Origin of the sequence: Bradyrhizobium sp. SZCCHNS30572 (genome assembly GCF_032484415.1) — a bacterium.
Classification (GTDB): domain Bacteria; phylum Pseudomonadota; class Alphaproteobacteria; order Rhizobiales; family Xanthobacteraceae; genus Bradyrhizobium.
In genome coordinates this window covers 515,407-540,590 of sequence record NZ_JAUESY010000001.1, presented here as the reverse complement: position 1 = coordinate 540,590, position 25,184 = coordinate 515,407, and the positions used below count along the sequence as shown (strand labels likewise).

Sequence of the window (25,184 nt, the reverse complement as noted above, 5' to 3'; positions counted from 1 at the left end):
CGCCGCTGCCCGCACGTTGCAGTGTTCAGGCCGCCATCTTGTCGGCGGCGAGCTCGAGCACGCGATCGACGTCGAGAATGACCATCAGCTGGCCGTCGAGGCGGTGCACGCCGCCGGCAAGCTTCGCCATGCGCGGGTCGAGATTGACGGGGTTCTCCTCCCGGCCCTCCTCGGGCAGCCGCAGCACCTCGCCGATCTGGTCGATCAGGAGACCGTAGGACTCGCCGCGCAGATCGACGCCGACCGCCATCGGCGGCTTGCCGTCCTCGGCGCGGGCAAGGCCGAGCCGCGCCCGCATGTCGACGACGGTCACGATGCGGCCGCGCAGGTTCAGGACCCCGGCGATCTCCGCCGATGACAGCGGCACCCGCGTCACCCGCTCCGGCATGAACACGTCCTGTACCCGGGAGATCGGCAGGCCGAACAGCTGGCCGCCGATCATCGCAGTGACGTATTCGACGGCGGCGCCCTCGGTGGTTTCGATCTTGCTGCTCATCGCACGCTACTCCTGTCCGCTTGCTGTCACGCGGCCCGCCGGTTGGCTTCGGCGCGGGCCCGTTCCTCGATCTGTTCCTTCAGCGCCGCGATCAGGCCTGGCCGGTCGAACTTGGCGATGTAGTCGTAGAGGCCCGCCTGGCGGCCGCGCTCGATCGCCGCCGGCGACACCAGCGACGACACCGCGATGACCGGCATCTGGCTCAGGTTCTGGTCGGCGCGGATCGCCTCGGTGAACTCGAAGCCGTTCATCTCCGGCATCTCGATGTCGGTGACGACGATGTCGAAGCTGTGCCCGGAGCGCAGCGTGGCCAGGCCCTCGATCGCCGAGGCCGCCGTGCGCACCTTGTAGCCGGCCGACTTCAACACCGGCGCCAGCATGTTGCGGAAGAACGGCGAGTCGTCGACCAGCAGCACCGACTGCGTCTGCGCGTCGGTGTGCATCTCCTTGCGGATGAACCAGTCGGCGAAGGCCATCGGCAGGAAGTGGCCGACGTCGATCACCTCGGTCGCCTGGCCCTTGATCACCGCCGAGCCGAGGATGCCGTCCTTGGCGCCGGAGACCTGGATGTTGAGCCGCTCCTCGACGATGTCGATGATCTCGTCGACCACGAGGCCCATCGCGCGGGTCTCGTCGGCGAACACCAGGATCGGCTGCGAGCCCGACGTCTGCACCGACACGCCTTCCATCTGCACCAAGGGCATCAGCTGGTCGCGGTACTGCACCATGTAGCGGCCGTTGGAGATCTCGATCTTGTCGGCCGCGATCTCCTCCAGGCGCGTGACCAGCGCCAGCGGCACCGCCTTGGGCTGCGCCGTGCCGGCGCGGAACACCAGCAGCGAGGTGAGCTGCTCGCCGCCGATGGCGTGATGCGCGGCGTGCTCGTCGGACACCGCCTGCGAGGCCGAGCCGGCGGCGCCGAGCGCTTTCGCAATGCCGTTCGGATCGATGATCATGATCACGGCGCCGTCGCCCAGGATGGTGTTGCCCGAGAACATGTCGATGTGACGCAGCTTGGTCGACATCGGCTTGACCACGATTTCCTCGGTGTGGAACACGCAGTCGACCACGATGCCGAAGGTCTGGTTGCCGACCTGCGTCACCACGATGAAGCCGTTCTCCGGATCGGTCGACGAGCCGTCGTCGATCTTCAGGAGCTTCTTCAGATGCATCAGCGGCAGCAGCTTGTTGCGCAAGCGCAAGACCGCGGTGTCCTTGATGCGCTCGATGCGATGCTCGGAGTTGGCGCGCGCACGCACCAACTCGACGACCGACAATTGCGGGATCGCGAAGCGGTCGCCGCCGGCTTCGACGATCAGCGCCGAGACGATCGCGAGCGTCAGCGGGATCTTGATGGTGACCGAGGTGCCCTCGCCGAGCACCGACTTGATGTCGATGGTGCCGCCGATCTGGTCGATGTTGGTGCGCACCACGTCCATGCCGACGCCGCGGCCCGAGACCGAGGTGACGGCGGCCGCGGTCGAGAAGCCCGGCTCGAAGATGAACTTGTGGATCTGCGCTTCCGTCATCTTCTCGAGCTCGGCCTCGGTGACGAGGCCGTTCGCCAAGGCCTTGGCCTTGATGCGCTCGGTGTTGAGGCCGCGGCCGTTGTCGGCGATGCAGATGATGATATGGCCGCCTTCGTGATAGGCGGACAGCCGGATGGTGCCCTGCTCGGCCTTGCCGGCCGCGGCGCGCTCGGCCATCGTCTCCAGGCCGTGATCGGCGGAGTTGCGCACCATGTGGGTGAGCGGGTCCTTGATCAGGTCGAGCACCTGGCGGTCGAGCTCGGTGTCGGCGCCGTGCATCTCGAGCTCGATCTGCTTGCCGAGTTCGGTGGCGAGGTCGCGGACGATGCGCGGCAGCTTCTGCCAGGCATTGCCGATCGGCTGCATGCGCGTCTTCATGACGCCCTCCTGCAGCTCGGCGGTGACGTTGGACAGCCGCTGCAGCGGCACCTTGAACTCGGTGTCCTCGTTGCGGCGGGCGATCTCCAGGAGCTGGTTGCGCGTCAGCACCAGCTCCGAGACCATCGTCATCAGATGTTCGAGCGTGTCGACGTTGACGCGGATCGACTGGTTGGCGACCTTGTCGTTCTCGTGCACCTCGCCGTCGGCATTGACCTTCGGCCGCGCCGCCTTCTTCGGCTCGGCCTTGGCCTCTGCTTCCGCCTTGGCAGGCCCGGCCTTGGCGACCGGCGCCGGGGCAGCGGCCTTGGGCTCAGGCGCCTTCTCATGCGCGGGCGGCAACTCGATCGCGGTCTCGCGGAAGGCCCGCTCGAGCTCGTCGAGCGACACTTCGCCCGGACGCAGCGGACGCTCCAGCGTCTGGTCGATCAGCGAGCCGTGCGTCACCGCGGGGGCGGGCGGCGCGGCCGGCACCAGCGGCGGGGCCGCCTCGCCGGCGGCCATCGCCGCCATGCCGCGCTCGACCATCGCCTCGAGCTCGCTGATGAGGTCGCGGTCCTCGCCCTCGGGCTCGGCCTCGTTGGCCTCGAGCTGTCCCAGGATGTCCTTGATGCGGTCGATCGTGGTCAGGATCAGCGTCACGGCCTCGCCGGTCACCGGCATGCCGTCGCGGAATTTGCCCATCAATGTTTCGGCGGCGTGCGCCAGCGCCTCGAGCCGCGGCAGGCCGAGGAAACCGCAGGTCCCCTTGATCGTGTGCACCAGCCGGAAGATGTTATCGAGGATCTTGGCGTTGTTCGGCTCCTGCTCGAACCGCACCAATTGATTGTCGACGGTGTCCAGGCTCTCGCTGGTCTCCGTCAGGAACTCACGCAACAGGTCATCCATGAAACTGGCCTTCGCACGCAACGGAACGCGACATGACGCGCCCTTCAAACCGTGGCCAGTTTCGGTGCAAAGCGTTTAATATTAGTTGAGTAAGCGCAAATGAACGGACTCAACAAAGAGATAAGATGCATCCGGACAAATTCGGACACATCGGCAAGGCTTGATTAACCATGGTGAAGGGATTGGTGCGTCTGTCCCACGACACGAGGTCGCAGGGACTGACGCGGCAGGACGTCCGCCCGATCAGGCCGCCTGCACGACCATCGCATTGCCGTCGGCGGTGAGCGTCACCTTGAGGCCGCAGGCATCGGCGAGCAGACGGGTGTAGTAGGGCTGCACCGCGTGGGCATCGATGGTCGATTGCAAGTCGCCACCGAGCAGATTGACGATGTTCTGCGGCAGCCGGGCATTGAGCCCGGTGGCGGCGACGCGGAAGCTCATGGTCTCGCCATCGCCGATCGGGTCGACGGTCAGCATGCCGCCGCGCGGGATCGTCTGCTGCGCCACCACCATCATGTTGAGCAGCAGCTTGACCCGGTTCTTGGGCAACAGCAGCCGCGGCAGATTCCAGGTGATCGACGTCTTGGCGTCCTCGATGTGGCCGCGCGCCATGGTCTGGGCGTCGCCGAGATCGATCTGCGCGCCCGCAGAGCCGGCCGCACCAAAGGCGAGGCGGCAGAATTGCAGCCGGGCCGACGCCGTCTTGGCGCTCTTGCGGATCAGCTCCAGCGCGAAGTCGCGATCCTCCGGCTTCGGATTGTCGTCGAGCACCTCGAGCCCATTGACGATGGCGCCGACCGGACTAATCAGGTCGTGGCAGACCTTCGAGCAGAGCAGAGCGGCAAGTTCGAGCGTATCGGGAGCGGGTATCGGATTGGCGATCTCGGGAGAGGACGTGCCGGACATTCGATGTTCCTGAAATCCGCGAACCTGGGCGAATCATGCTTGCGTTAACGCTTGATACACTGCGAAAGCATGGACCGCCACCGAACTGAGAGCGGCACACGGGAAAGTACGTAGCGGTTTTCCCGGCAGCCGCAATGAACGTGCGAACGGCCGTACCCGGATGCGCCGGGCGCCAGAACAGGGATACGATGATGCCAGCTGCGTACGGAATGGCCGGAAGGAGCACCGCGCAATGACGACGGCACCGACTGCAGGAACCGTCGGGGTCGAGGCCGCCGCGGCGCTGATGACGCCCCTGACGGAGCTCGTCGTCGAGGCGGCCTACGCGATCCTCGCCGTCAACCGCCGCGCCATGGCCGTTACCGACAAATCCGACGGCTCGCCGGTCACCGAGGCCGATCTTGCCGCCGACCGGGTCATTGCCGAGGGGCTGGCGCGGCTGGCGCCCGCGATTCCCGCGCTGTCGGAGGAGCGGGTCGGGGCGAGCGCAGGACCGTTCGAGGGCAGCTTCTTCCTGATCGATCCGCTCGACGGCACCAAGGAGTTCGTCGCCGGGCGCGGCGAGTTCACGGTCAACCTGGCGCTGGTTACCGACGGCAGCCCGCTGCTCGGCATCGTCTGCGCGCCGGCGATCGGCCAGATCTGGCGCGGCCTGGTCGGCCGTGGCGCCGAGCGGCTGTCGTTCACCGAGGCGGGTCTGGCGGCCGCCGAGCCGATCCGCACCCGGCCGATGCCGCCGCAAGGCGCGGCATGGGTCGCCGCGGTCAGCCGGTCGCATGGCGATGCCCGCACCGAAGCCTTCATTGCGGCGCGTCCGGGCGCGGTGCGCCTGCCGCTCGGCTCGGCCGTGAAGTTCGGCCGGCTCGCCGAAGGTCTGGCCGACATCTATCCCCGGCTCGGCCCGACCTCGGAATGGGACGTGGCGGCAGGCCACGCCGTGGTCGCAGCCGCCGGCGGCACCGTCACCAGCGAGACCGGCGCGCCGTTGCGCTATGGCGAGCGCCCCGACGGCTTCATCGTGCCGTCCTTCATCGCCTGGGGCGACCCGGCTGCGGCGAAGGTTTGAGACAGCCCTGCCGCGCTATTGCGGCAGGTCGCCCTCGAGCGCCGGCCAACGGGCCTCCGCACCCGGCAGATAGCGGCTCGGGTCGGCCGCGAAAGCGTCACGGCTCTCTTCGCGGTTGAACAGGAACAGCCGTTCCTCGACCACGACGAAGAAGCGCGGGTTGCCGGCCACCGTCACGCCGCGAGCCACATCGGTCGGGTCGTAGCCGCCGAATTGCGGGCCATAGACCTCCGGATGGGCCAGGAACGAGGCGCGATTGCCCTCGTTGCGAAACCGCCAGACCACTCCACCCTGGGACGCCTCAAAATCCGGCAGCCCCGGCATGGCCCTGCCATCCACGAAATAGGAAACAGGGTCGAAGCCGTCGATCGCCAGCCCGCTGAAGCGGTCGGAGATGATGCGCTGCGTCGTGGCCGCCGGCGCGCCGACCGGCGGCAGCGCAGCGAGCGCGATAGCGGCAATTACAAGGCGAAACAGCGACTTTGACCCGGTCTGGGGCGGTTGTTGCCGTTGTGCGGTCATAGTTGGTGCCGATAACATGGGAGTCGCAGGGGCATCGCCCCTCGCCCGACAATCGCCCGATGTGATTGGCGTCAGGTTAAGGCGAGGCTCGGGCAGCCGATAGCAGGGGATTTCCATCGATGAGTTTCGCATCCCGCCTTGCCGCCACGACGTTCGCGGCCGTGCTGGCCATGACCGCGTCGGTCGCCGCGCAGCAGGCGCCCCCGCCTGCCGCGCCGCCGTATCAGCAGCCCGCACCCCCGCCGCGCCCTGCGCCGAGCCCGGACAGCTTCAACCCGGACGAGCTCGTCAATGCCGGCCACCGCTTCTTCGGCAACGTTTCGCGCGGCCTCGCCTCGGTGATCGAGCGCGCCGTCAGCCAATGGGGCCTGCCGAATGGCTACATCCTGGGTGAGGAAGGCGCCGGTGCCTTCGTCGCCGGTCTCCGTTACGGCGAAGGCACGCTCTACACCAAGAACGCCGGCGACCTCCGCGTCTATTGGCAGGGCCCCTCGCTCGGCTTCGACTGGGGCGGCGACGGCGCCCGCACCATGACGCTGGTCTACAACCTGCCGGCCACCAGCGCGATCTACCAGCGCTTCGTCGGCATCGACGGCTCGGCCTATATCGTTGGCGGCTTCGGCATGACGGCGCTCACCGCCAACAACATCGTGCTGGTCCCGATCAGGTCCGGCATCGGCCTGCGGCTCGGCGCCAATGTCGGCTACCTCAAGTTCACGCCGAGCGCGACCTGGAACCCGTTCTGAGGCCGCCGCCGATACCGCCAATTGATGCCGCGAGGACACGTTCTCCCGTGACGGATCAAGGTTAACACGGCATTGGGCTGGCGTTGAATCAGCCCGCCGTGCATTGTGATTCCGTTAATCATTTCTGACCGGGAGTTGTGCGTCATGGTCGAGCCGATCATGTATTTTGCGATCGGTTTTCTGATCGCCATGCTCTGTGCGCTGATGATCGTGCCGCTGGTGCACAATCGTGCGGTGCGGCTGACGACGCGCCGGCTCGAGGCGGCGACGCCGCTGTCGATGGCCGAGATCCAGGCCGACAAGGACCAGCTGCGCGCGGAGTTCGCGATGTCGGCGCGGCGGCTGGAGATGAGCGTCGACGCGCTCAAGAACAAGGCCACCGGCCAGCTCGCCGACCTCGGCAAGAAGACCGACGCCATCAACCGCATGAAGATCGAGCTCGGCGAGAAGAACGCCGCGATCTTTGCGCTGGAGGCGCGCGAGAAGGCGCTGAAGGATCAGCTGCGCGCCACCGAGGAAGAATTCGCCGCCAAGACGGAGGCGCTGCGCGCCGCCGAGCAGGCGCTGAAGGAGAAGCAGGCCGAGCAGGTGCGCCTGACTGCCGAGCTCAACGACAAGGCTTTGCTGGCCGACAGCCGGCAGGTCGAGCTGGTGTCGGTCAGGACCCAGGTCGAGGAGCTGCGCAGCCGCGTGGCCGACGCCGAGAAGGAATTCTCCGCGACCCAGACGCGGCTCGCGCTGGAGCGCGACGAATCCGACACCGCGACCAAGGCGCTCAACGACGCCCGCGCGCGGGTCGAGAATCTCAGCCAGCGCGTCACCGAGCTCGACCGCCAGCTGATCGTCCAGGTCAAGGAAGCCGAGATGCTGGCGAGCCGCGTCGCCGACCTCGAGGGCCGGCTGTCGACCCAGGGCAAGCTGCTTGCCGAACGTGATTTCGAGAACAACCAGCTGCGCGAGGCCAACGTGGCCGCCGACCGCGCCTTGAAGGAGCTGCGCGAGGAGCTGGCCGGCATGGGCAGCGGCAAGTCGGCCGCGTTCGAGCGGCTCAAATCCGAGAAGGCCGCCCTCGAACAGCAGCTGCAGGCCGCCCGCGACGAGCGCACCAAGCTGCAGCGCGAGATGAACGCCATCCAGCAGCAGGCCGAGAGCACCTGGGCCCAGGAGCGGATGGAGAACGCGCTGTTGCGCGAACGTATCAACGACATCGCCGCCGAGGTCGCCAAGCTCGCGATGCAGATCGAGGGCCCGAACTCGACGATCGAGGCCATGCTGGCCGCCGAGCCGGCCCCCGCCAAGCCTGCCAACGCCAATGGCGTCGCCGCGGCGCCGGCTGCTGCGGCCGGCGGTGCGCCCCAGGGCGGTACCCTGGCCGACCGCATCCGCGCGCTGCAGTCTCATGCCTCGCGAGCACGGCAGCTCGGGGCCTGAGGCCGCCGGATCGGAGCCGAGTGCGGCGGATATCTGCCCCTCTCTTCAGTATGGAGGCCGGCCCGCGAGAGGGCCGGTTTCGGCCCCGATCGAGGACGGGCCACCGCACCCCGGCAGTTTTCCTCGCCATCTCCGCCGCAAATCCTTGACACCCCCTGCCCGCGCTTCGTAAATCGCGGGCTCCGACGGACTGCTTCGGCGGCTCGCTGGCTCACAGCCACGACCGCCACCGGCAACCGGGCGCATAGCTCAGCGGGAGAGCGTTCCCTTCACACGGGAGAGGTCCAAGGTTCGATCCCTTGTGCGCCCACCATTTGCCGTCGCCATCCTTTTCCTTTCATGCGATCGCTTGTGCTGGTCTGGCCCGTCGTCATGCCTCCGGCGACGCGATGGTCACGCAGGATTGAGCGGGATCAACGACTGCGTCGGCGCCTGGCTTATGTTAGCTGTCTTGCTCTGCGACCGGAAAGGTAACTCCATCTCGATGCGGCTCGTCCGTACCATCCTGGCGTTCGCGATTGCCCTGTCCGTGGCGATGCTGCCGATCGGCGCATCGGCGGCTGTGATGGCGTCGTCGGACGAGATGCAGACGAGCATGCAGATGGACGACGGGGCCGGCATGTCGATGGACGAATGCTGCCCCGACGACATGAAGGGCACCGGCTCCCCGTCGCACAACACCAAATGCAGCATGGGTTTCTGCTGCGCGGGAGGGACGGTTGCGCTCGGCGATGTCAGGGCCGTTGCCTTCGCGCCCCTCGCCGTGAGCGCGACCAGGATCGCCATTCCCGCCGATCAGGTCGCTTCTCTTCACAGCGGCAGTCCTCCGTTCCGACCTCCTCGAGTCTGATCTCGCACGAGCCGACGCGCACAATGTCTGCGCGCCGATGACTGACGTGCGCGCCGCGGGCGCCACGGCCGAGATCCATTCATGAGGACAGGACCATGCTTTCCAGAATCAGCACCGCGGCCCTCGCCGCCACCCTTTCGCTCGCCGCACCGGCCGCCATCGCCGGCGCCGCCGACTACAGCTTCGAGCCCGTCACGGCCGAGATGAAGAAGGGCGACGACGTCACGGTCGCCGTTCGTCTCACCCATAAGCAGACCGGCAAGGCCGTAACTGACGCGGTCATTTTCAAGACACGCGTCGACATGGCGCCGGACGGGATGGCCGACATGGTGTCGGAGGTGGCGCCGCTGCCGTCCAAGGAGCCCGGCGTCTACGCCTTCAAGACCGACCTGCCGATGGCCGGGCGCTACCAGGTCACGCTCTCCGCGAAGGTGCAGGGCGAGCCGGAGACGGTCACCGGCAAGGTCGTCGTCAAGGCGACGAAGTGAGCCTGCGGGGCGCTCCCCGACGAGCGCCCCGCCCTTCCCAACGGATCGCGCGCGTCGCGCGCCTCACGGTGATGTCATGAACACATTGCGTCTGCTCGCGGCCGTTACGCTCGGCGCCGGCCTTGGTTTGGGTGGTCTCTGGTCGATCCAGACATCGCCGCCGTCGCTCCGCCCCCATCTTGCCGCCACGGCGGCGGAGCGGATGCCGCTGTATTATCGCGATCCCAGCGGCGCCCCTGCCTGGTCGGCAGGCCCCAGGAAGGACGAGCGCGGGCGGGACTACCTGCCGGTCTACGACGACGATCAAGCCGCGCCCGCCCCCGCCAAGCCGACGCAGCAGGCGGACTCCTCGCGCCGGATTCTCTACTACCGCAATCCCATGGGCCTGCCTGACACGTCGCCTTCTCCGAAGAAGGACCCGATGGGAATGGACTACGTTCCCGTCTACGAGGGCGACGATGCCGAGGATGGCGTGGTGAAGCTGTCGCCCGGCAAGATCCAGCGGACGGGCGTGAGATCCACGCCGGTCGAGCGGCGCACGCTCCGCATCGCCGTCAAGGCACCGGGAACGATCCAGCTCGACGAGCGCCGAGTCTCCGTGATCGCGATGCGGGCCGAAAGCTTCGTGCAGAAGGTCGCCGACGTGACCACGGGCACGCGCGTGAAGGCGGGCCAGCCGCTGATGGAGATCTACAGCTCGGCGATGGCCGCGGCCGCAGCCGAGTATCTCTCCACCATCAATTCCAGCATCGTCGGCGGCAACGCAACCTACGGCCGCGGCGCGCGCCAGCGCTTGACCAATCTGGACGTCCCGGAGCCGGTGATCATGGCGATGGAGAGGTCGCGCGTCGCACCGATCACGGTTCAATGGTCGGCGCCGCGCGATGGCGTCGTGCTGGAGCGCAATGCGACCGAAGGCATGCGCGCCAATCCGGGCGACGTGCTGTTCCGGATCGCCGACATCTCGACGGTCTGGGCCTTGGTCGATGTCGCCGAACGCGACCTCGGCAGCATCGCCGTCGGACAGCCCGTGACGATCCATGCGCGCAGCTTCGCGGGCCGAACCTTCGCCGGCTCGATCGCAGTCGTCTATCCCCAGGTGAACAAGGACACGCGGACGGCGCGCCTACGGATCGAGCTCGCCAATCCGGACCTCGCGCTGCTCCCCGACATGTATGTCGATGCCGAGATCGACACCGCGGACCCGGCGCCGCTCTTGGCCGTGCCCGCTGATGCCGTGCTCGACACCGGCAGGCGCCAGGCGGTCCTCGTCGACAGGGGCGGCGGCCGCTACGAGCCGCGCGCCGTGACGCTCGGCCGGCGCGGCGCCGGCTATGTCGAGGTGCGCGATGGCCTGTCGGATGGCGAGGCGGTCGTCACCTCGGCCAACTTCCTGATCGACGCCGAAAGCAACCTGAAGGCCGCGCTGAAGAGCTTCGCGGACTCCGACGAAGCGCAATCCGCCGGCAGCGACCACGCCGGCATGGGAGACCACAAATGATCGCCCGCATCATTGCCTGGTCGGCGCGCAACCTGCTGCTGGTCCTGTTCGGGACCGGCTTCGCCGCAGCAGCCGGGCTCTACGCACTCATTCACCTGCCGCTCGACGCAATTCCCGATCTGTCGGACACCCAGGTGATCGTCTACACCGAGTATCCCGGTCAGGCGCCTGAGGTCATCGAAGACCAGGTCACCTATCCCCTGACGACCGCGATGCTCACGGTGCCGAAGTCGAAGGTCGTGCGCGGCTTCTCGTTCTTCGGCGTGTCGTTCGTCTACGTCATCTTCGAAGACGGCACCGACATCTACTGGGCGCGCTCGCGCGTGATGGAGTTCCTGAACAGCGCCGCCTCGCGGCTTCCGGCGGGGGTCACGCCGACGATCGGGCCGGACGCGACCGGCGTCGGCTGGGTCTATCAATACGCCGTCATGTCGAAGGAGCTGAATCTCGCCGACACCCGCACGATCCAGGACTGGAACCTGAAGTTCGCGCTCGCCAAGGCCGAGGGTGTCGCCGAGGTCGCGAGCATCGGCGGCTTCGTCAAGCAGTACAACGTCGTGCTCGATCCGCAGCGCATGCGCGACCGCGGCATCAGCCTGCAGAAGATCCGCGACGCGATCCGCGCCAGCAATGCCGATGTCGGCGGCCGGACGGTCGAGCTGTCCGAGTTCGAATACGTCATCCGCGGCAAGGGCTATCTGAAGAGCATCAACGATCTCGGCAACATCGTGCTCAAGAGCTCAGGCGGCACGCCCGTGCTGCTGCGCGACGTCGCCAATGTCGAGCTTGGCCCCGACGAACGGCGCGGCATCGCCGAGCTCAATGGCGAGGGCGAGGTCGCCAGCGGCATCGTACTACAGCGCTTCGGCGTCAACGCGCTCGACGTGATCGAGAACGTCAAGAAGCGCCTGCATGAGATCGCGAGCAGCCTGCCCAAATCGGTCGAGATCGTTCCGGTCTACGACCGCTCGAACCTGATCTATGCCGCCATCGACACGCTGAAGCACACGCTGCTCGAGGAGAGCATCGTCGTCGCCTTCGTCTGTATCGTGTTCCTGCTGCACGTCCGCAGCGCCCTGGTCGCCATCCTGATGTTGCCGGTCGGCGTGCTGATGGCGTTCGGCGCGATGAAGCTGCTCGGACTCGGCTCGAACATCATGAGCCTGGGGGGCATCGCGATTGCGATCGGCGCCATGGTGGATGCCGCGATCGTCATGATCGAGAACGCCCACAAGCATCTGGAGCGTGCCGAGCCCGACGCATCACGCGTCCAGATCCTGATCGACGCGGCCGCGGAGGTCGGCCCCGCCCTGTTCTTCAGCCTGCTGATCATCACCGTGTCGTTCATGCCGATCTTCACGTTGGAATCGCAGGAAGGCCGGCTGTTCAGCCCGCTCGCCTTCACCAAGACGTTCTCGATGGCGGCAGCGGCGCTACTCTCGGTGACGCTGGTGCCGGCGCTGATGGTGATCTTCGTGCGCGGCAGGATCGTTCCCGAGCATCGCAATCCGATCAACCGCTTGCTGATCTGGATCTACCGGCCGGTCATCAAGGGTGTGCTGCGGGCCAAGACGCTCGTGATCCTCGCCGCGGCCGCCGTGCTCGCCATCACCGTCTGGCCGGCACGCCAGCTCGGCACCGAATTCATGCCGAGCCTGAACGAGGGCACGCTGCTCTACATGCCGACCACCCTGCCCGGCATCTCCGTCACCAAGGCCGCCGAGCTGATGCAGATGCAGGATCGGATCATCAAGTCGTTCCCCGAGGTCGCCTCTGTCTACGGCAAGGCCGGGCGAGCGGCGACCGCCACCGACCCTGCGCCGACAGAGATGTTCGAGACGGTCGTCAACCTCAAGCCCAGGGAGCAGTGGCGTCCCGGCGTCACGATCGACAGCCTCGTTGCCGAGATGGACAAGGCGCTGCAATTCCCCGGCGTCTCCAACGCCTGGACGATGCCGATCAAGGCGCGCATCGACATGCTCTCGACCGGCATCCGCACGCCGATCGGCGTCAAGGTAATAGGCACGGACCTGACCGAGATCGATCGTCTGGCCAAGCAGATCGAGCGGGTGATCAAGACCGTCCCCGGAACCTCCTCGGCCTATGCCGAGCGCGGCATCGGCGGCTATTACCTTGAGATCACGCCCGACCGCGAGGCCCTCGCCCGCTACGGACTCCTGGTCCAGGACGTCCAGGATACGATCGCGGCCGCCCTCGGCGGCCAGACGATCACCACGACCGTGGAGGGCCGCCAGCGCTTCAGCGTGAACATGCGCTATCCGCGCGATCTCCGCGACAATCCGAAGGCCATCGCCGGCGATGTCCTGGTGCCGATGCCCTCAGGCGGCGCCGTGCCGCTCGGCGAGGTCGCGAAGGTCGAGCCGGCCAGGGGCCCCACTTCGATCCGGACCGAGAACGGACAGCTCGCGACATACATCTATGTCGACATCCGCGACCGCGACATCGGCAGCTACGTCGCGGACGCGCAGCGCGCCGTCACCGAGAGCATCCAGTTTCCGGCCGGGACCTATGTACTCTGGAGCGGGCAGTATGAGTATCTGCAACGCGCGACTGCCCGGCTCAAGATCGTCATTCCCGTGACGCTCACCATCATCTTCCTGCTGCTGTATCTGAACTTCAGGGCCATGACCGAAACCCTGATCGTGATGCTGTCGCTGCCGTTCGCGCTGGTGGGCGGCATCTGGATGATGTGGTGGCTCGGCTTCAATCTGTCGGTCGCCGTCGCCGTCGGCTTCATTGCGCTTGCCGGCGTCGCCGCAGAGACCGGTGTCGTGATGCTGATCTATCTCGATCACGCGCTGGCCGCGGTGAAGGCGAGGCGCAGCGTCGAAGGCTGTCCGGTGAATCGGCAGGATCTCCAGGACGCGATCATGGAAGGCGCGGTCGAGCGCGTGCGCCCGAAGATGATGACCGTTGTCGCGATCATGGCGGGCCTGCTGCCGATCATGTGGAGTACGGGCACAGGGTCAGAGATCATGCAGCGCATCGCCGTGCCGATGATCGGAGGCATGATTTCGTCGACCCTGCTCACCCTGATCGTGATTCCGGCCATCTTCGGTCTGGTCAAGGGACGCAGCCTGTCGACCAGAACCGGGACGGCGGCAAGCGCCTCGAGCGGGTCGCAGGACGTGCAAAGGGCAGCTTGATCCACCGACAGCGAGAGGAGAGACGATGAGAAATTTCGCGACAGGAGCTCCGGTGGTCGCGGCGGCGCGGCGAAGGCGCCCGATCACGGTCAGCGACTAAGCCGTACCGGCGCTGACAACGAACGATCGTCACCCCTGAGCCCGCCGACCGTTGATGTGGATCAACCTGAATGGCCCACGTCTGGCCATTGTTGATCGCCCCCTGAAGGAGGACTTGGTCATGCAAAAATTGCCCCTGGCTTTTCTGTTGGCGTTTTCTGCTTTGGCGCATCCCGCCTTTGCTCAATCCTCTAGTGACCATTCGGCCCATCATCCTGATCAGAAGGAAGCGCCAGCAACTGATGCCGGCAAATCGACCAGCGGGGCGAGTGGCGGCGGCATGATGAAGATGATGGACGGCATGCCGATGTCCAACATGATGCCGATGATGTCCGGCATGACGCGGCCGTCCGACGATTGTATGGGCGGCATGGAGGTGCTCGATCATGTGGAGGGACGGATCGCGTTCCTGCGGGCGGAGCTCAAGATCACGGACGCCCAGATGCCGGCATGGAACGGCTTCGCCGACGCGTTTCGCGCGCGTGCGAAGACGCTCGGCGATCTGCGGACTGCGATGATGTCGCAGGCCGGCTCGGAGACGGTGCTCGACCAGCTGACCGCACAGGAAAAATCGCTATCGGCTCGCCTCGACGCCACGCGAGCGATCAAGACCGCCCTGAGCGACCTCGTCGCAACCTTTTCCGACGAGCAGCGAAAGGTGGCCGACGAACTGCTCGCGCCCAATCTCGGCATGCCGCCGATGGGGATGCGGGGCGGCCGAATGAGCTCCATGCGGATGCAGCGGGGCCATTAGGAGAGGACCTGCTCCATGAAGCCGTCGACTCCGCCTCCGCCTGGCGGTCGTCAATCCGAACGGGGGATCCGCGGCGCTCGTCGGTTTCGTGCAATGACCGGTTACGACGGGGTTGCCTGGGGCCGATCGGCAAGCGGATACGCCGCGAGCGTCGCATTCGACGTCTGCGGTCGACATGGGAAGTTGACCTATATAGGGTACCCCCCTATATTATCCCGATGTCGCACACCATCAAACACAAGTCCAAGCTCCTCGCACGGGTCCGGCGCATCAAGGGCCAGATCGATGCGGTGGAGCGCGCGCTCGAAGCGGAGTTGGGCTGCGCCGACGTGCTCATGCTCGTCGCGTCGGTCAGGGGCGCAATCGGAGGCCTGACCACCGAGCTGCTGGAAGATCACATCCGGCACCATGTCGTGGACCCCGCGCACGAAAGCGATCCCGACAAGGCCAAGGGCGCCGCCGACCTGATCGAAGTGGTCCGGACCTATCTGAAGTGAGACTGGCATTGACCGATCTGTCTCAACTGCTCCAGCAAGGCAGCGCGCATGCGTGGCTGTTCGTGCCCAGCGCGATTGCCCTGGGTGCGCTGCATGGCCTGGAGCCCGGTCATTCCAAGACCATGATGGCCGCCTTCATCGTCGCAATCCGCGGCACCGTCCTGCAGGCCGTGCTGCTCGGCCTCTCGGCGACCATCTCCCACACCGCGATCGTATGGGTGATCGCACTCGCCGGTCTTCACTTCGGTCAGGAGCTTTCGGGCGAGCGCAGCGAAGCCCTTCTGCAACTGATCTCGGCCGTCGTCATCATCGGCATCGCGGCCTGGATGGTCTGGCGCACCTGGCGGGACCAGAGTGGACACCATGACCATGACCATCATCACCATCACGACGCGCTGCGATCGGTCGCGCTTGCCGGCCACGCGCTGTCGGTGGAGATCTTCGAAGATGGCGTGCCGCCGCGTTGGCGGATCCGGAACGAGACCGGCGCACTCCCACCCGCCGATACGCTCTACGTCACGACCGTTCGTGGAGACGGCCACGAGCAGCAGTTCAGTTTCCGGGCCAGCGGCGACGCCTTGGAGAGCATCGAGGAGATCCCCGAGCCGCACGTGTTCAAGGCACGCATCACGCTTGCTGGCGCCTCCGTCGAGATCCTGTTCGAGGAGCACACCCACGATCACATGGACCTCGGCGACGAGGACGATGCCCATGCGCGCGCCCACGCCGACGACATTCGACGGCGCTTCGCCGGCCGTACGGTCACGACCGCACAGATCGTCCTCTTCGGACTGAGCGGCGGTCTGATCCCTTGCCCCGCCGCCATCACGGTCCTGCTGTTGTGCCTTCAACTGAAGCAGTTCAGCCTGGGCTTCATCCTAGTGCTCTGCTTCGGCATCGGCCTGGCCATCACCATGGTGTCCGTCGGCGTTCTGGCCGCACTCAGCCTTCGGCATGTCGAGCGCCACTGGTCCGGCTTCAGCCGCCTCGCGCACCGGGCGCCCTATCTCTCGGCTGCTCTGATCGTACTGGTCGGGACCTATACGGGTTGGCTGGGACTGCACCAACTGATGACTTGAGGCGAAAGCGCGACCTAAGCCGATGCGGCGCCACAGAGGATTCATGGGCGAATTCGTCCGTGAATGGCGGCCGGACTAGCCTCTCATCGGCAGATCGAACCGCCGCCGATCGATCGCCTCGCGCTCCGACAGTCCCGCCGCCCGCGCAGAGATCCGGCTCTGACAGCGGCCCTCCTGGCTCTCCGTAGCGGCGTCGATGAGATCATCGATGTCGCGCGCAGCTTCCAGGCAGCGCCCGAGCTTGGCGAGAATGCCGAGGTCCTGGTCGTGGGCTCGAGCGACCTCCGCCAGGATCTCGGCACCGCGCTGAGGCCGATTGGCATGACATTCATTCCCATGACGCCGCGAGCCCACCGCATCGCGATGAGAGCCCGAAGCTCGCAGCCGCAGTTGGAGGCTGCTGCGTCGATGCACTGGGCCAAATTGGCCTCGCTCACCCGCGCATGGGCTCCCTGCGTCCGGCACAATCGTCACAGAATGCCCTCGCCGCTGCCCGTGCCGCCGGTGCAAGTCGGCTTTTGCGGGGCGGAACTCTCACGTTTTCCTGATTCCTGCGTCAGAACGCCGCTGGTCGAATTCGCCTATGGTCCGGCGCGTTTCCAACCCACGGAGGTTTTCCGCATGCGTAAACTGATCATCGCTACCGCCGCCCTCGCGTTCGTCTCGTCGGCCGCTCTTGCCCAGTCCACCGAGAAGCCGATGACGACCACCGGCCAGTCGGCGAAGAGCGGCGACGCCATGGGCGGGGGCGACGACATGAAGATGAGTAAGACGAAGAAGAAGTCGGCGAAGAAGTCGTCCGGCGACGCCATGTCGAAGTAAGGCGTGGGAGCGCCTGTCCGCAGGCTCCACATGCGCGACGAGATCGGGCCGCTCCTCTCAGGGGCGGCCCTTGTTCATTCGCGTCGACCGGCGATCGCGCACCTCTTCTGCGAGATGTCTCAGCCGGCGGCGAGTCCCATCTGCTGCAATCGCCCCGCGAACCAGGCCGACAAGACCGGATCGATCCGGGCGCCGACATAGACCTCCGGCGTGATCACGCTGCGGCGGTCGAGAATCACCAGCACGCCGATCCAATAGGCGAACCACAGATGCGGATCGGTCAGCGCCATCAGCTTGTGGCGGTCATGCGCCAGCGGCTGGTGGTTGCCGGCCTTGCGGACCTCGATCGCCAGCAGATTGTCGGGCACGGCACGCTTGTGCACGACGATGTCCGGGTAGACCGATTTTCCCAGCTCGTCGTCGGTCGAGACGATGGTGCCACGCGGCAGCAGCATGGCGCGGTCGCCGAGCCGGTTGTAATCGCAATCGACGTCCCACCCCAGGAAGTTGCGTTCGAGATGCACCGCCAGCCGATGCGTCAAGGCGCGCTCGCCGAGATCACGGTCGAGGATGAAGCGCTCGCGCGCATAGAACTCCTGCAGCGCAGAGATCAGCCGGTTCAATTCACTGTGCATGCCGCTCAGATACAGGAGAGAAGGACACCTCACCATCAACACGCGATCGGCGTGAGTCGCCAACCCCATAAATGAGGCGATGCGCCTTCCCTCGGCCGGCGGCCGTTTTGCGGCCGCCAGCGTTGCGGATTTACATCTGCACTTCGATCAGGCGCGGACCATATTCGGCGTTCGCCTCGGCCAGCGCGGCATTGAACTCGTCGGCCGAGGTGACGGCGCGGCCGGGGACGCCCATGCCCTTCGCCATGGCGACGAAGTCGAGCGTCGGACGGTCGATCTTGAGCATGTCCTGGGCGCGCTGGCCGGGCTCACCGGCGCCGACGCCGTCGAACTCGCCGCGCAGGATCTGGTAGATCCTGTTGGCGAACACCACCGTGACGACGTTGAGGTTCTCGCGCGCCTGGGTCCACAGCGACTGGATCGTGTACATCGCGCTGCCGTCGCCCACGAGGCACATGACCTTGCGGTCCGGGCAGGCCACCGCGGCGCCGGTCGCGACCGGGGTCGAGAAGCCGATCGAGCCGCCCATGTTCTGCAGCCAGTCATGCGGCTTGGCGGCCGCCGTCGGCGGGAAGAAGCCGCGGCCCGTGGTGATGGATTCGTCGACGACGATCGCGTTCTCGGGGATCGCATAGGCGATCGCCTGGGCGATGGTGGTGTGGTTCAGCGCGCCGGTGGGCTTGATCAGCTCGGCGAGCGGCTGCGGCTTCACGTCGGCCGGCTTGGCGCCGAGATGGCCGGCCAGCGCCTCGAGCGCCGCGGCCGAGTTCTCGCCCCAGGCGGTCATGCGGTGCACCTCGGTGCCCTCGGCCTTGAGCATGCTCGGCTTGTTCGGATAGGCGAAGAAGGCGACGGGGTCGTTGGCCTCGACCAGCACGATGTGCTTGTAGTTCTTCAAGATCGGCAGCGCCTGCTCGATCACGTAAGGGATGCGGTCGATCGAGAAGCGGCCGGCGCCGCGCGCCATGCGCGGGTGATAGGTCTGGCCCATCACGCGGCAGCCGGTCTTGCCGGCAATCTGCTGGGCGAAGGTCAGCGCCTGCTCGGTCAGCGCGCCCGCCGTCATCAGCACCAGGGTCTCGGGGCCGTGGGCATGCAGGATCTTGGCCGCCTTCTCCACCGCGTCAGCCGAATAGCTCGGGCGCTGCGCCTCTCCCGGAACCTGGGCAATGCCGTCGGCCTCGTTCCAGGCGGTGTCGGCGGGCAGGATCAGGGTGGCGATCTGCGGCGGCGCGCTCTTGGCGGCGGCGATCGCGGCGGCGCCGTCGGCGGCCACGGCCTTGGCGCTCGGCGAGGTCCGCACCCAGTCCGACATCGGCCGCGCCAGGCCCTCGATGTCCGAGGTCAGCGGCGCGTTGAAGCCGATGTGGTAGGTGGCGTGCTGGCCGACGATGTTGACGATGCCCGAGCGGGCCTTCTTGGCGTTGTGCAAATTGGCAAGGCCGTTGGCGAGGCCGGGGCCGAGATGGAGAAGCGTCGAGGCCGGCGTGCCCTTCATGCGGAAATAGCCGTCGGCGGCGCCGGTCACCACGCCTTCGAACAGGCCGAGCACGCAGCGCATGCCCTCGACACGGTCGAGCGCGGCGACGAAGTGCATCTCGGAGGTGCCCGGATTGGTAAAGCAGACGTCAACGCCGCCCGCGACCAGGGTCCGCACCAGGCTTTCCGCACCGTTCATCCTATTCTCCTGCTGATTCCGCGCGCCATTTGCAATGCTGGGCAGATCAATCATTGTTCGCCCGCGGCGTCAAAGGGGCTGGCCGCATTGCTGCCATCGCCGCGGTGCTCATGCGCGGGCTTGGCTAACAGGATGTTGGTCCAGGACGCGCGCGATTTTCCGTGGGATTTGGGTCACGGACCGTCGCCACATACCGGCCTCACGCCGCCGTGGGTTGCGAAGTGCAACCGTTTATGGCCTGTCTGCGAACGGAATTTGATGTTTGCCAGGGGATGGAAATGAAGCGCTGTTTGGCTTTGGGAATTGCTGCGGTCGCGTCGGTGGCAAGCGCCGGGATGGCGCGGGCGGAAATGTTCGACACCAGGGACCTCTTCGGCGGCGGGCCGAACTTCTACCAGAGCGGCGTGAGCCCGATTCCGCGCCAGACCGTGATGTTCCAGAGCCAGTATGCGCCCGGCACGATCATCGTGAACACCAGCGAGCGCCGGCTCTATCTGGTCCTGCCCGGCGGCCAGGCGTTGCGCTACGGCATCGGTGTCGGCCGTGACGGGTTCCGCTGGAGCGGAGTGCACCGCATCACCGCGAAGAAGGAATGGCCGGCCTGGACCCCGCCGTCGCAGATGCTGCGGCGCCGGCCCGACCTGCCGCGCCACATGGCCGGCGGCATCGAGAACCCGCTCGGCGCCCGCGCGATGTATCTCGGCTCCACGCTGTACCGCATCCACGGCTCGAACGAGCCCGAGACGATCGGCCAGGCGGTATCGTCGGGCTGCTTCCGCATGACCAATGACGACGTCGCCGACCTCTACGACCGCGTCTCGGTCGGCGCCACCGTGATCGTCAAGAACTGAGAGCCGCACGCGACCACGACGATGAGGCAATGTCACAGCGCGCATCCTCGCCGGCAGCACCGGTGCTCCGGGCGTCCCCTGCGGAGCGCGGTGGCTGCCGCGCTGGCTGCGCTCGTGACCGTGGTGGTCCCGCTGCCGGCGTCGGCCGCCGAAATTCCGGCGATCGCCGCCCGCCAGCGCATCGAGAAGAAGAGCTTCACCGACGCCGAGATCACCGACGGCTTCTTCAAGACCGCCTTCGGCGCCGAGTATCACCTGGCGGGCCGGGTTGACCGCATCCGGAAATACAGCGCGCCGGTGCGGGTGTTTGCCGACGGCCGCCGCGCCGACCGCAAGGCGCAGCTCGCCAAGGTCGTCAAAGATATCGCCGCCCGCATCCGCAACCTCGACATTGCGATGACCGAGACCGACGGCGACGCCAATGTCCGCGTCAAGCTGGTGCGCGACCGCGACCTCTACCACACCATCAGCCAAGCCTATGGCAGCGAGCGCGCGCGCGAGATCAAGACCTCGCTGGATCCGCAATGCCTGTCCGGCTTCCGCAAGAACGAGGCGTTCGAGATCGAGCGCTCCGACGTCATCCTGACCGTCGACAACGGCGATTTCGTCTTCCTCGATTGCGCCTATGAGGAGCTGCTGCAGTCGCTCGGGCCGATCAACGACACTTCGAGCGTGCCCTGGACGATGTTCAACGACAACGTCTCGATGGGCTATTTCGACGTCTACGACCAGTACATCCTCAACCTGCTGTACGACCCGCGCGTCAAGGCCGGCATGACGCTCGCCGACGTCAAGGCGGTGCTGCCGGACGTGCTGGCCGATGTGCGGGCCTGGGTGAGGAAGACCAACAATCTGGCGGAGTGAGCGGTCGGTTGATCCGAACGCGCTTATGATCGCCTCATTGAGAGCCCGGACGCCGCCTCAGCCTCCGCTGTCGTCCCTGCGAACGCAGGGACCCATACGCCGCGGCCTCTGCAAGTGGCAAGCTGAGCGACGCCCGCTTCCAACAACGAGGTTCGGTGGTTATGGGTCCCTGCGTTCGCAGGGACGACACCGAATGTATGGCAACGCTGTCGGCACAAATCGACGCCAAGCGCAGCCGTCGCCCAACGCCAAACGCGTCCCAATGCCTAGCGACAAATCCCCTTCAGCGCCTTCCACTCCTCCGCATTGAGCAGCGGCGGGCCGCTCGGCGGCCGGTCCTCGGCGCGCATGCGGGCGAGACGGTCCTCGCTGAGCGGATGGCTGGCCCACAGCGACGGGCGCTTGCCGTCCTCCTTGCCGGTGATGCGGAACAGCAATTCGCCCATCGGGCGCGTCGGCCGTCCGAGCTTGTGCATCACCTCGATCGCGAAGCCGTCCGCGGCCGCCTCCGCCTCGCGCGAATAGGACGCGTTGATCATGGCCCGCGAGGCGAAGATCGCCGCGCCCGCGCCGGTGACGTCGCCGAACAGCAGGCCGATCAGGAACGAGCTGCCGCCATTGTGGATCATCTGCCGCAGGTTGTCGCGATGCTTGAGGTGGCCGAGCTCGTGCGCCAGCACGCCGGCGACCTCGTCGGGGTCATTGGCCTTGTCGAGCAGCCCCCTGAACAGGAAGAATCGCCCGCCCGGCAGCGCGAAGGCGTTGGGGATCGGCGTGTCCAGCACCTGCGACGCGATGCTGTCGTCGAGGCCGGCGGGGCGGCGCAGCGCCGTGACTAGCTTGGCGAACGCGGCCTGCCCCGCCGCCTCGCTGCAGAGCTTGTCGCCGAACACGGTCTGGATCTGCACCACGGCGGCCTCGCCGAGATGCCGCTCCATGGTCGGCGGCACCAGAGGCGTCAGCCGGTCGGAGGCGAACGGAATCACCACCAGCACGACGGCGACGATCGAGGCGGCGGCGGCCAGCGACCAGCCGACGATGCGCGTGATGGCGCCGCGGGTCATCCTGTTCTGGTCGATGTGGCTGCAGCGCGCGATCAGCTCAGCCGACAGCGCTGCGTCGCGGATCTCCAGCCGCGCCAGCGGCGACGCCGACAGGCAGCTCACGCGCAGCGTTCCGCTCGGCCCATCGACGCGGCGGATGTCGGCATAGGGCCAGGAGACGAAATTGTCGGCGCTGCGCATCACCAGCTGATTGGCAAAGCCGATCGTGACCACCTGCCGCCGGTTGGACAGGCCGTCGAAATAGACCGCAGGGCCGCCGAGCGGAGCGGCAGGCTCGACCGGCGTGGCGGCGGCCGGCGCAGCAGCGCCCGCCGGCCCGGAATCAGAATCCGGCGACGTCGAGTCCATCGGCAAATCCTTCGCCGAGCGCGCTGGCCAGATCGCCCTTGGCGGCGACATTGGCCATGGCCTCGATGCCATGCACTTGAACCGACTGCAGCACGGTCGCCCACATGTCGCGCACCAGATAGAGCCGCATCACGACGTTGAGCGCCAGGATCCAGGCGACGTAGCCCAATCCGACCAGCACCAGCATCGGTATGTTGTCAGACAGCGCCTGCACCTGAGGCAGGCCGTCGCTTCCCGGCCCCAGCAGTTTGATCATCAGCGCGGCGACGCCACTGAAATAGGCGCCGGAGGCGACCGACAGCAGAAACCACCAGCCGATCACCTTCCAATACAGACCATAGAACGCGTTGCCGGGCAGGTCCGATTCCAGACGCACGCCGCCGAAGCGGATGCCCGACAGCCACCAGCGCCACTCGATCGCTTTGAACTGCGCATAGACGAACGGAAACAACGGAAACAGCAGCAGCGCAAACGGCGCGATGACCCACAGATACCAGGCGCGCTTGAAGAACTCCCAGCCGCGTCCCTCGAAGTCGCCGCTGAGATCGCCATAGTGCGAATGCCGCATCTTGTAGCGCTCGAGCGCGGCGGCGCGCCACGGCCAGGCCAGCCCCAGCGTGACCACCGTCAACAAGGTCCACAGCATGGCGCGCCCGGCATAGGCCCAGCCCGAGCCGGTCATCCAGAATCGGATGCCGCGCCAGACCGTGCGCGTCAGGCGGTAGCGGCGCGCGCGGAAGATCGCGAACTGGCCGAAGGCGTAGAAGGCGATCACCAGCGGCACGCTGGCGAAGGCCTTGAAGCGCTCGGCCTCGACGCCGACGAGGAAGTAGGCAAGGTAGATCGGGACCAGGATCGCCATCGCGAACAGGAAGCCAATCAGGAGCTCCTTGCCGCGGCCGGTATATTCGGCGGCATCACCGTCGACGGCCGTGTTGACCCAGAGATGACGGCGGATGTCGGTCGCGAGCCAGAACCGGTAGAAGCCCAGCGTGATCAGTTCGATGGCCGCCCCGCGGCTGACCAGCCGGAAGAACTCGCCACGCGCACCTGAGAAGGTGGCGGTGAGAGGCGGAAGCGGCGGCGGCTGCTCCGGAACGTAGCTCATCTGGTTCACGGCTCAAGCCTCCGACACCCGCAAAAGATCTACAATATACCTCGATGGTTCGTCGCCGGGACGACTTCGAGGTTCGACGTATTTTCTACGCAAGTCGGCCGGAAAAAAACACCGGCCTCGACGAGGATGACTAAAATATCTGCATCCGGCCGGTTGGCGAACGCATGTCCCGCATACGCCAACCGCTTGGTCTGCGCCTCAAGACGTCTTCTCGAACAATTCCCGCCCGATCAGCATGCGGCGGATCTCGCTGGTGCCGGCGCCGATCTCGTAGAGCTTGGCGTCGCGCAGCAGCCGCCCGGTCGCATAGTCGTTGATATAGCCGTTGCCGCCGAGCAGCTGGATCGCATCGAGCGCACATTGCGTCGCCTTTTCGGCGGCGAACAGAATCGCGCCGGCGGCGTCCTCACGCGTCGTCTCGCCCCGATCGCAGGCCTTGGCCACGGCATAGACATAGGCGCGCGCGGCATTCATCGTCGTGTACATGTCGGCAACCTTGCCCTGCACGAGCTGGAAGGTGCCGATCGGCTGGCCGAACTGCTTGCGCTCGTGCACGTAGGGTAGCACCGCGTCCATGCAGGCCTGCATGATGCCGAGCGGACCTGCCGCGAGCACCGCGCGCTCGTAATCGAGGCCACTCATCAGCACATTGACGCCGCGGCCGACCTGCCCCAGCACGTTCTCCTCCGGGACCTCGCAATCCTCGAACACCAGCTCGCAGGTGTCGGAGCCGCGCATGCCGAGCTTGTCGAGCTTCTGCGCGGTCGAGAAGCCCTTCATGCCCTTCTCGATGATGAACGCGGTGATGCCGCGCGGGCCTCCTTGCGGATCGGTCTTGGCATAGACCACCAGCGTCTCGGCGATCGGACCATTGGTGATCCACATCTTGTTGCCGTTGAGGACGAAGCGGTCTCCCTTCTTGTCGGCGCGGGTCTTCATCGACACCACGTCGGAGCCGGCCTGCGGCTCGGACATCGCCAGCGAGCCGACATGCTCGCCCGAGATCAGCTTCGGCAGATATTTGCGCTTCTGCGCCTCGTTGCCGTTGCGGCGGATCTGGTTGACGCAGAGGTTGGAGTGGGCGCCGTAGGACAGGCCCACCGAGGCCGAGGCGCGCGAGATCTCTTCCATGGCGATGCAGTGCTCGAGATAGCCGAGGCCGGCACCGCCATACTCTTCCTCCACCGTGATGCCGTGCAGGCCGAGCTCGCCGATCCTGGGCCAGAGATCGCGCGGAAACTGGTTGGAGCGGTCGATCTCGGCAGCGCGCGGCGCGATCTGCTCTTGCGAAAAGCTCGCCACCGTCTCGCGAATCGCGTCTGCGGTCTCGCCGAGATCGAAATTGAACATGCGCTGCGCGTTGGCGATCATGGGGCGGCCTCCTGCTAGTCTTCTGCTTTGCAACAAT

23 protein-coding genes and 1 tRNA gene are annotated in these 25,184 nt (G+C 66.5%); 14 read left to right on the top strand and 10 right to left on the bottom strand.

What is annotated here, in order from left to right:
• Positions 1 to 25 precede the first annotated feature (25 nt).
• The 3 genes from QX048_RS02390 to chpT all read right to left on the bottom strand — a co-directional run bounded on the left by QX048_RS02390 (position 26) and on the right by chpT (position 4,197).
• Positions 26 to 496, bottom strand: a complete 471-nt coding sequence (locus QX048_RS02390) for a chemotaxis protein CheW (RefSeq protein WP_315714012.1) — start codon at positions 494 to 496, stop codon at positions 26 to 28.
• Between the two features lie 26 nt (positions 497 to 522).
• Positions 523 to 3,291, bottom strand: coding sequence for a hybrid sensor histidine kinase/response regulator (locus QX048_RS02385; protein WP_315714011.1), 2,769 nt, complete (start codon positions 3,289 to 3,291; stop codon positions 523 to 525).
• A 243-nt stretch (positions 3,292 to 3,534) separates the two neighbouring features.
• Positions 3,535 to 4,197 carry a histidine phosphotransferase ChpT gene (gene chpT, locus QX048_RS02380; RefSeq protein WP_315752676.1) on the bottom strand — a complete coding sequence of 221 codons (663 nt, stop codon included), beginning with the start codon at positions 4,195 to 4,197 and terminating at the stop codon, positions 3,535 to 3,537.
• A gap of 232 nt (positions 4,198 to 4,429) precedes the next feature.
• On the opposite strand from chpT, the gene cysQ reads away from it, so the two are divergent.
• A complete protein-coding gene (cysQ, locus tag QX048_RS02375; protein WP_315826143.1) occupies positions 4,430 to 5,263 on the top strand; it encodes a 3'(2'),5'-bisphosphate nucleotidase CysQ in 834 nt (277 codons plus the stop codon).
• 15 nt (positions 5,264 to 5,278) lie between these two features.
• Here cysQ and QX048_RS02370 read toward each other — a convergent pair whose 3' ends face one another.
• Positions 5,279 to 5,785 carry a YHS domain-containing (seleno)protein gene (locus tag QX048_RS02370; protein WP_315752674.1) on the bottom strand — a complete coding sequence of 169 codons (507 nt, stop codon included), beginning with the start codon at positions 5,783 to 5,785 and terminating at the stop codon, positions 5,279 to 5,281.
• 119 nt (positions 5,786 to 5,904) lie between these two features.
• Here QX048_RS02370 and QX048_RS02365 point away from each other — a divergent pair, with 119 nt between their 5' ends.
• The 10 genes from QX048_RS02365 to QX048_RS02320 all read left to right on the top strand — a co-directional run bounded on the left by QX048_RS02365 (position 5,905) and on the right by QX048_RS02320 (position 16,397).
• The gene (locus tag QX048_RS02365; RefSeq protein WP_315714007.1) at positions 5,905 to 6,531 is read left to right on the top strand and encodes a DUF1134 domain-containing protein; all 627 of its coding nucleotides are present in this window, start codon (positions 5,905 to 5,907) and stop codon (positions 6,529 to 6,531) included.
• Between the two features lie 144 nt (positions 6,532 to 6,675).
• A complete protein-coding gene (locus QX048_RS02360) occupies positions 6,676 to 7,962 on the top strand; it encodes a hypothetical protein (RefSeq protein WP_315714006.1) in 1,287 nt (428 codons plus the stop codon).
• A gap of 238 nt (positions 7,963 to 8,200) precedes the next feature.
• Positions 8,201 to 8,275 (top strand) — tRNA-Val (locus tag QX048_RS02355).
• Between the two features lie 171 nt (positions 8,276 to 8,446).
• Complete coding sequence (locus QX048_RS02350; RefSeq protein WP_315752732.1) at positions 8,447 to 8,812, top strand: hypothetical protein; 366 nt, start codon at positions 8,447 to 8,449, stop codon at positions 8,810 to 8,812.
• A gap of 95 nt (positions 8,813 to 8,907) precedes the next feature.
• On the top strand, positions 8,908 to 9,300 hold the full coding sequence (locus QX048_RS02345; RefSeq protein ID WP_315714005.1) for a FixH family protein: 393 nt from the start codon (positions 8,908 to 8,910) through the stop codon (positions 9,298 to 9,300).
• A 76-nt stretch (positions 9,301 to 9,376) separates the two neighbouring features.
• The gene (locus tag QX048_RS02340) at positions 9,377 to 10,801 is read left to right on the top strand and encodes an efflux RND transporter periplasmic adaptor subunit (RefSeq protein WP_315826078.1); all 1,425 of its coding nucleotides are present in this window, start codon (positions 9,377 to 9,379) and stop codon (positions 10,799 to 10,801) included.
• Entirely contained in the window at positions 10,798 to 13,968 is a 3,171-nt protein-coding gene (locus QX048_RS02335) for an efflux RND transporter permease subunit (RefSeq protein ID WP_315826077.1), read from the top strand. Before QX048_RS02340 ends, QX048_RS02335 begins: the two co-directional genes overlap by 4 nt.
• A gap of 154 nt (positions 13,969 to 14,122) precedes the next feature.
• Complete coding sequence (locus tag QX048_RS02330; RefSeq protein ID WP_316200323.1) at positions 14,123 to 14,821, top strand: Spy/CpxP family protein refolding chaperone; 699 nt, start codon at positions 14,123 to 14,125, stop codon at positions 14,819 to 14,821.
• Between the two features lie 218 nt (positions 14,822 to 15,039).
• Positions 15,040 to 15,318: a metal/formaldehyde-sensitive transcriptional repressor gene (locus QX048_RS02325; RefSeq protein ID WP_315714001.1), complete on the top strand. Its 279-nt coding sequence runs from the start codon at positions 15,040 to 15,042 to the stop codon at positions 15,316 to 15,318.
• A gap of 8 nt (positions 15,319 to 15,326) precedes the next feature.
• Positions 15,327 to 16,397: a nickel/cobalt efflux transporter gene (locus QX048_RS02320; protein WP_316200324.1), complete on the top strand. Its 1,071-nt coding sequence runs from the start codon at positions 15,327 to 15,329 to the stop codon at positions 16,395 to 16,397.
• A 75-nt stretch (positions 16,398 to 16,472) separates the two neighbouring features.
• Here QX048_RS02320 and QX048_RS02315 read toward each other — a convergent pair whose 3' ends face one another.
• Positions 16,473 to 16,751, bottom strand: coding sequence for a hypothetical protein (locus QX048_RS02315; protein ID WP_316188057.1), 279 nt, complete (start codon positions 16,749 to 16,751; stop codon positions 16,473 to 16,475).
• 123 nt (positions 16,752 to 16,874) lie between these two features.
• On the opposite strand from QX048_RS02315, the gene QX048_RS02310 reads away from it, so the two are divergent.
• Positions 16,875 to 17,219, top strand: a complete 345-nt coding sequence (locus tag QX048_RS02310; protein ID WP_315752669.1) for a hypothetical protein — start codon at positions 16,875 to 16,877, stop codon at positions 17,217 to 17,219.
• A gap of 119 nt (positions 17,220 to 17,338) precedes the next feature.
• On the opposite strand, the gene QX048_RS02305 is transcribed toward QX048_RS02310, so the two are convergent.
• Complete coding sequence (locus QX048_RS02305) at positions 17,339 to 17,854, bottom strand: hypothetical protein (protein ID WP_315713998.1); 516 nt, start codon at positions 17,852 to 17,854, stop codon at positions 17,339 to 17,341.
• 130 nt (positions 17,855 to 17,984) lie between these two features.
• Complete coding sequence (locus QX048_RS02300) at positions 17,985 to 19,532, bottom strand: acetolactate synthase large subunit (protein ID WP_316169441.1); 1,548 nt, start codon at positions 19,530 to 19,532, stop codon at positions 17,985 to 17,987.
• 278 nt (positions 19,533 to 19,810) lie between these two features.
• On the opposite strand from QX048_RS02300, the gene QX048_RS02295 reads away from it, so the two are divergent.
• Together QX048_RS02295 and QX048_RS02290 are read left to right on the top strand one after the other, a co-directional pair.
• Positions 19,811 to 20,383, top strand: a complete 573-nt coding sequence (locus QX048_RS02295; RefSeq protein WP_315713996.1) for a L,D-transpeptidase — start codon at positions 19,811 to 19,813, stop codon at positions 20,381 to 20,383.
• Positions 20,384 to 20,404: 21 nt separating this feature from the next.
• Entirely contained in the window at positions 20,405 to 21,247 is an 843-nt protein-coding gene (locus QX048_RS02290) for a DUF2927 domain-containing protein (RefSeq protein ID WP_409998669.1), read from the top strand.
• 266 nt (positions 21,248 to 21,513) lie between these two features.
• Here the strand turns inward: QX048_RS02290 and QX048_RS02285 are convergent, their stop codons facing one another.
• From QX048_RS02285 to QX048_RS02275, 3 genes are all read right to left on the bottom strand, one after another.
• The gene (locus tag QX048_RS02285; RefSeq protein WP_316200325.1) at positions 21,514 to 22,659 is read right to left on the bottom strand and encodes a M48 family metallopeptidase; all 1,146 of its coding nucleotides are present in this window, start codon (positions 22,657 to 22,659) and stop codon (positions 21,514 to 21,516) included.
• Positions 22,634 to 23,767 carry a DUF898 family protein gene (locus tag QX048_RS02280; RefSeq protein ID WP_315714374.1) on the bottom strand — a complete coding sequence of 378 codons (1,134 nt, stop codon included), beginning with the start codon at positions 23,765 to 23,767 and terminating at the stop codon, positions 22,634 to 22,636. The genes QX048_RS02285 and QX048_RS02280 overlap by 26 nt, the downstream gene beginning before the upstream one ends.
• 207 nt (positions 23,768 to 23,974) lie before the next feature.
• Positions 23,975 to 25,147 (bottom strand): isovaleryl-CoA dehydrogenase, encoded by a 1,173-nt coding sequence (locus QX048_RS02275; RefSeq protein WP_315713993.1) that lies wholly within the window; start codon positions 25,145 to 25,147, stop codon positions 23,975 to 23,977.
• Positions 25,148 to 25,184: the final 37 nt, after the last annotated feature.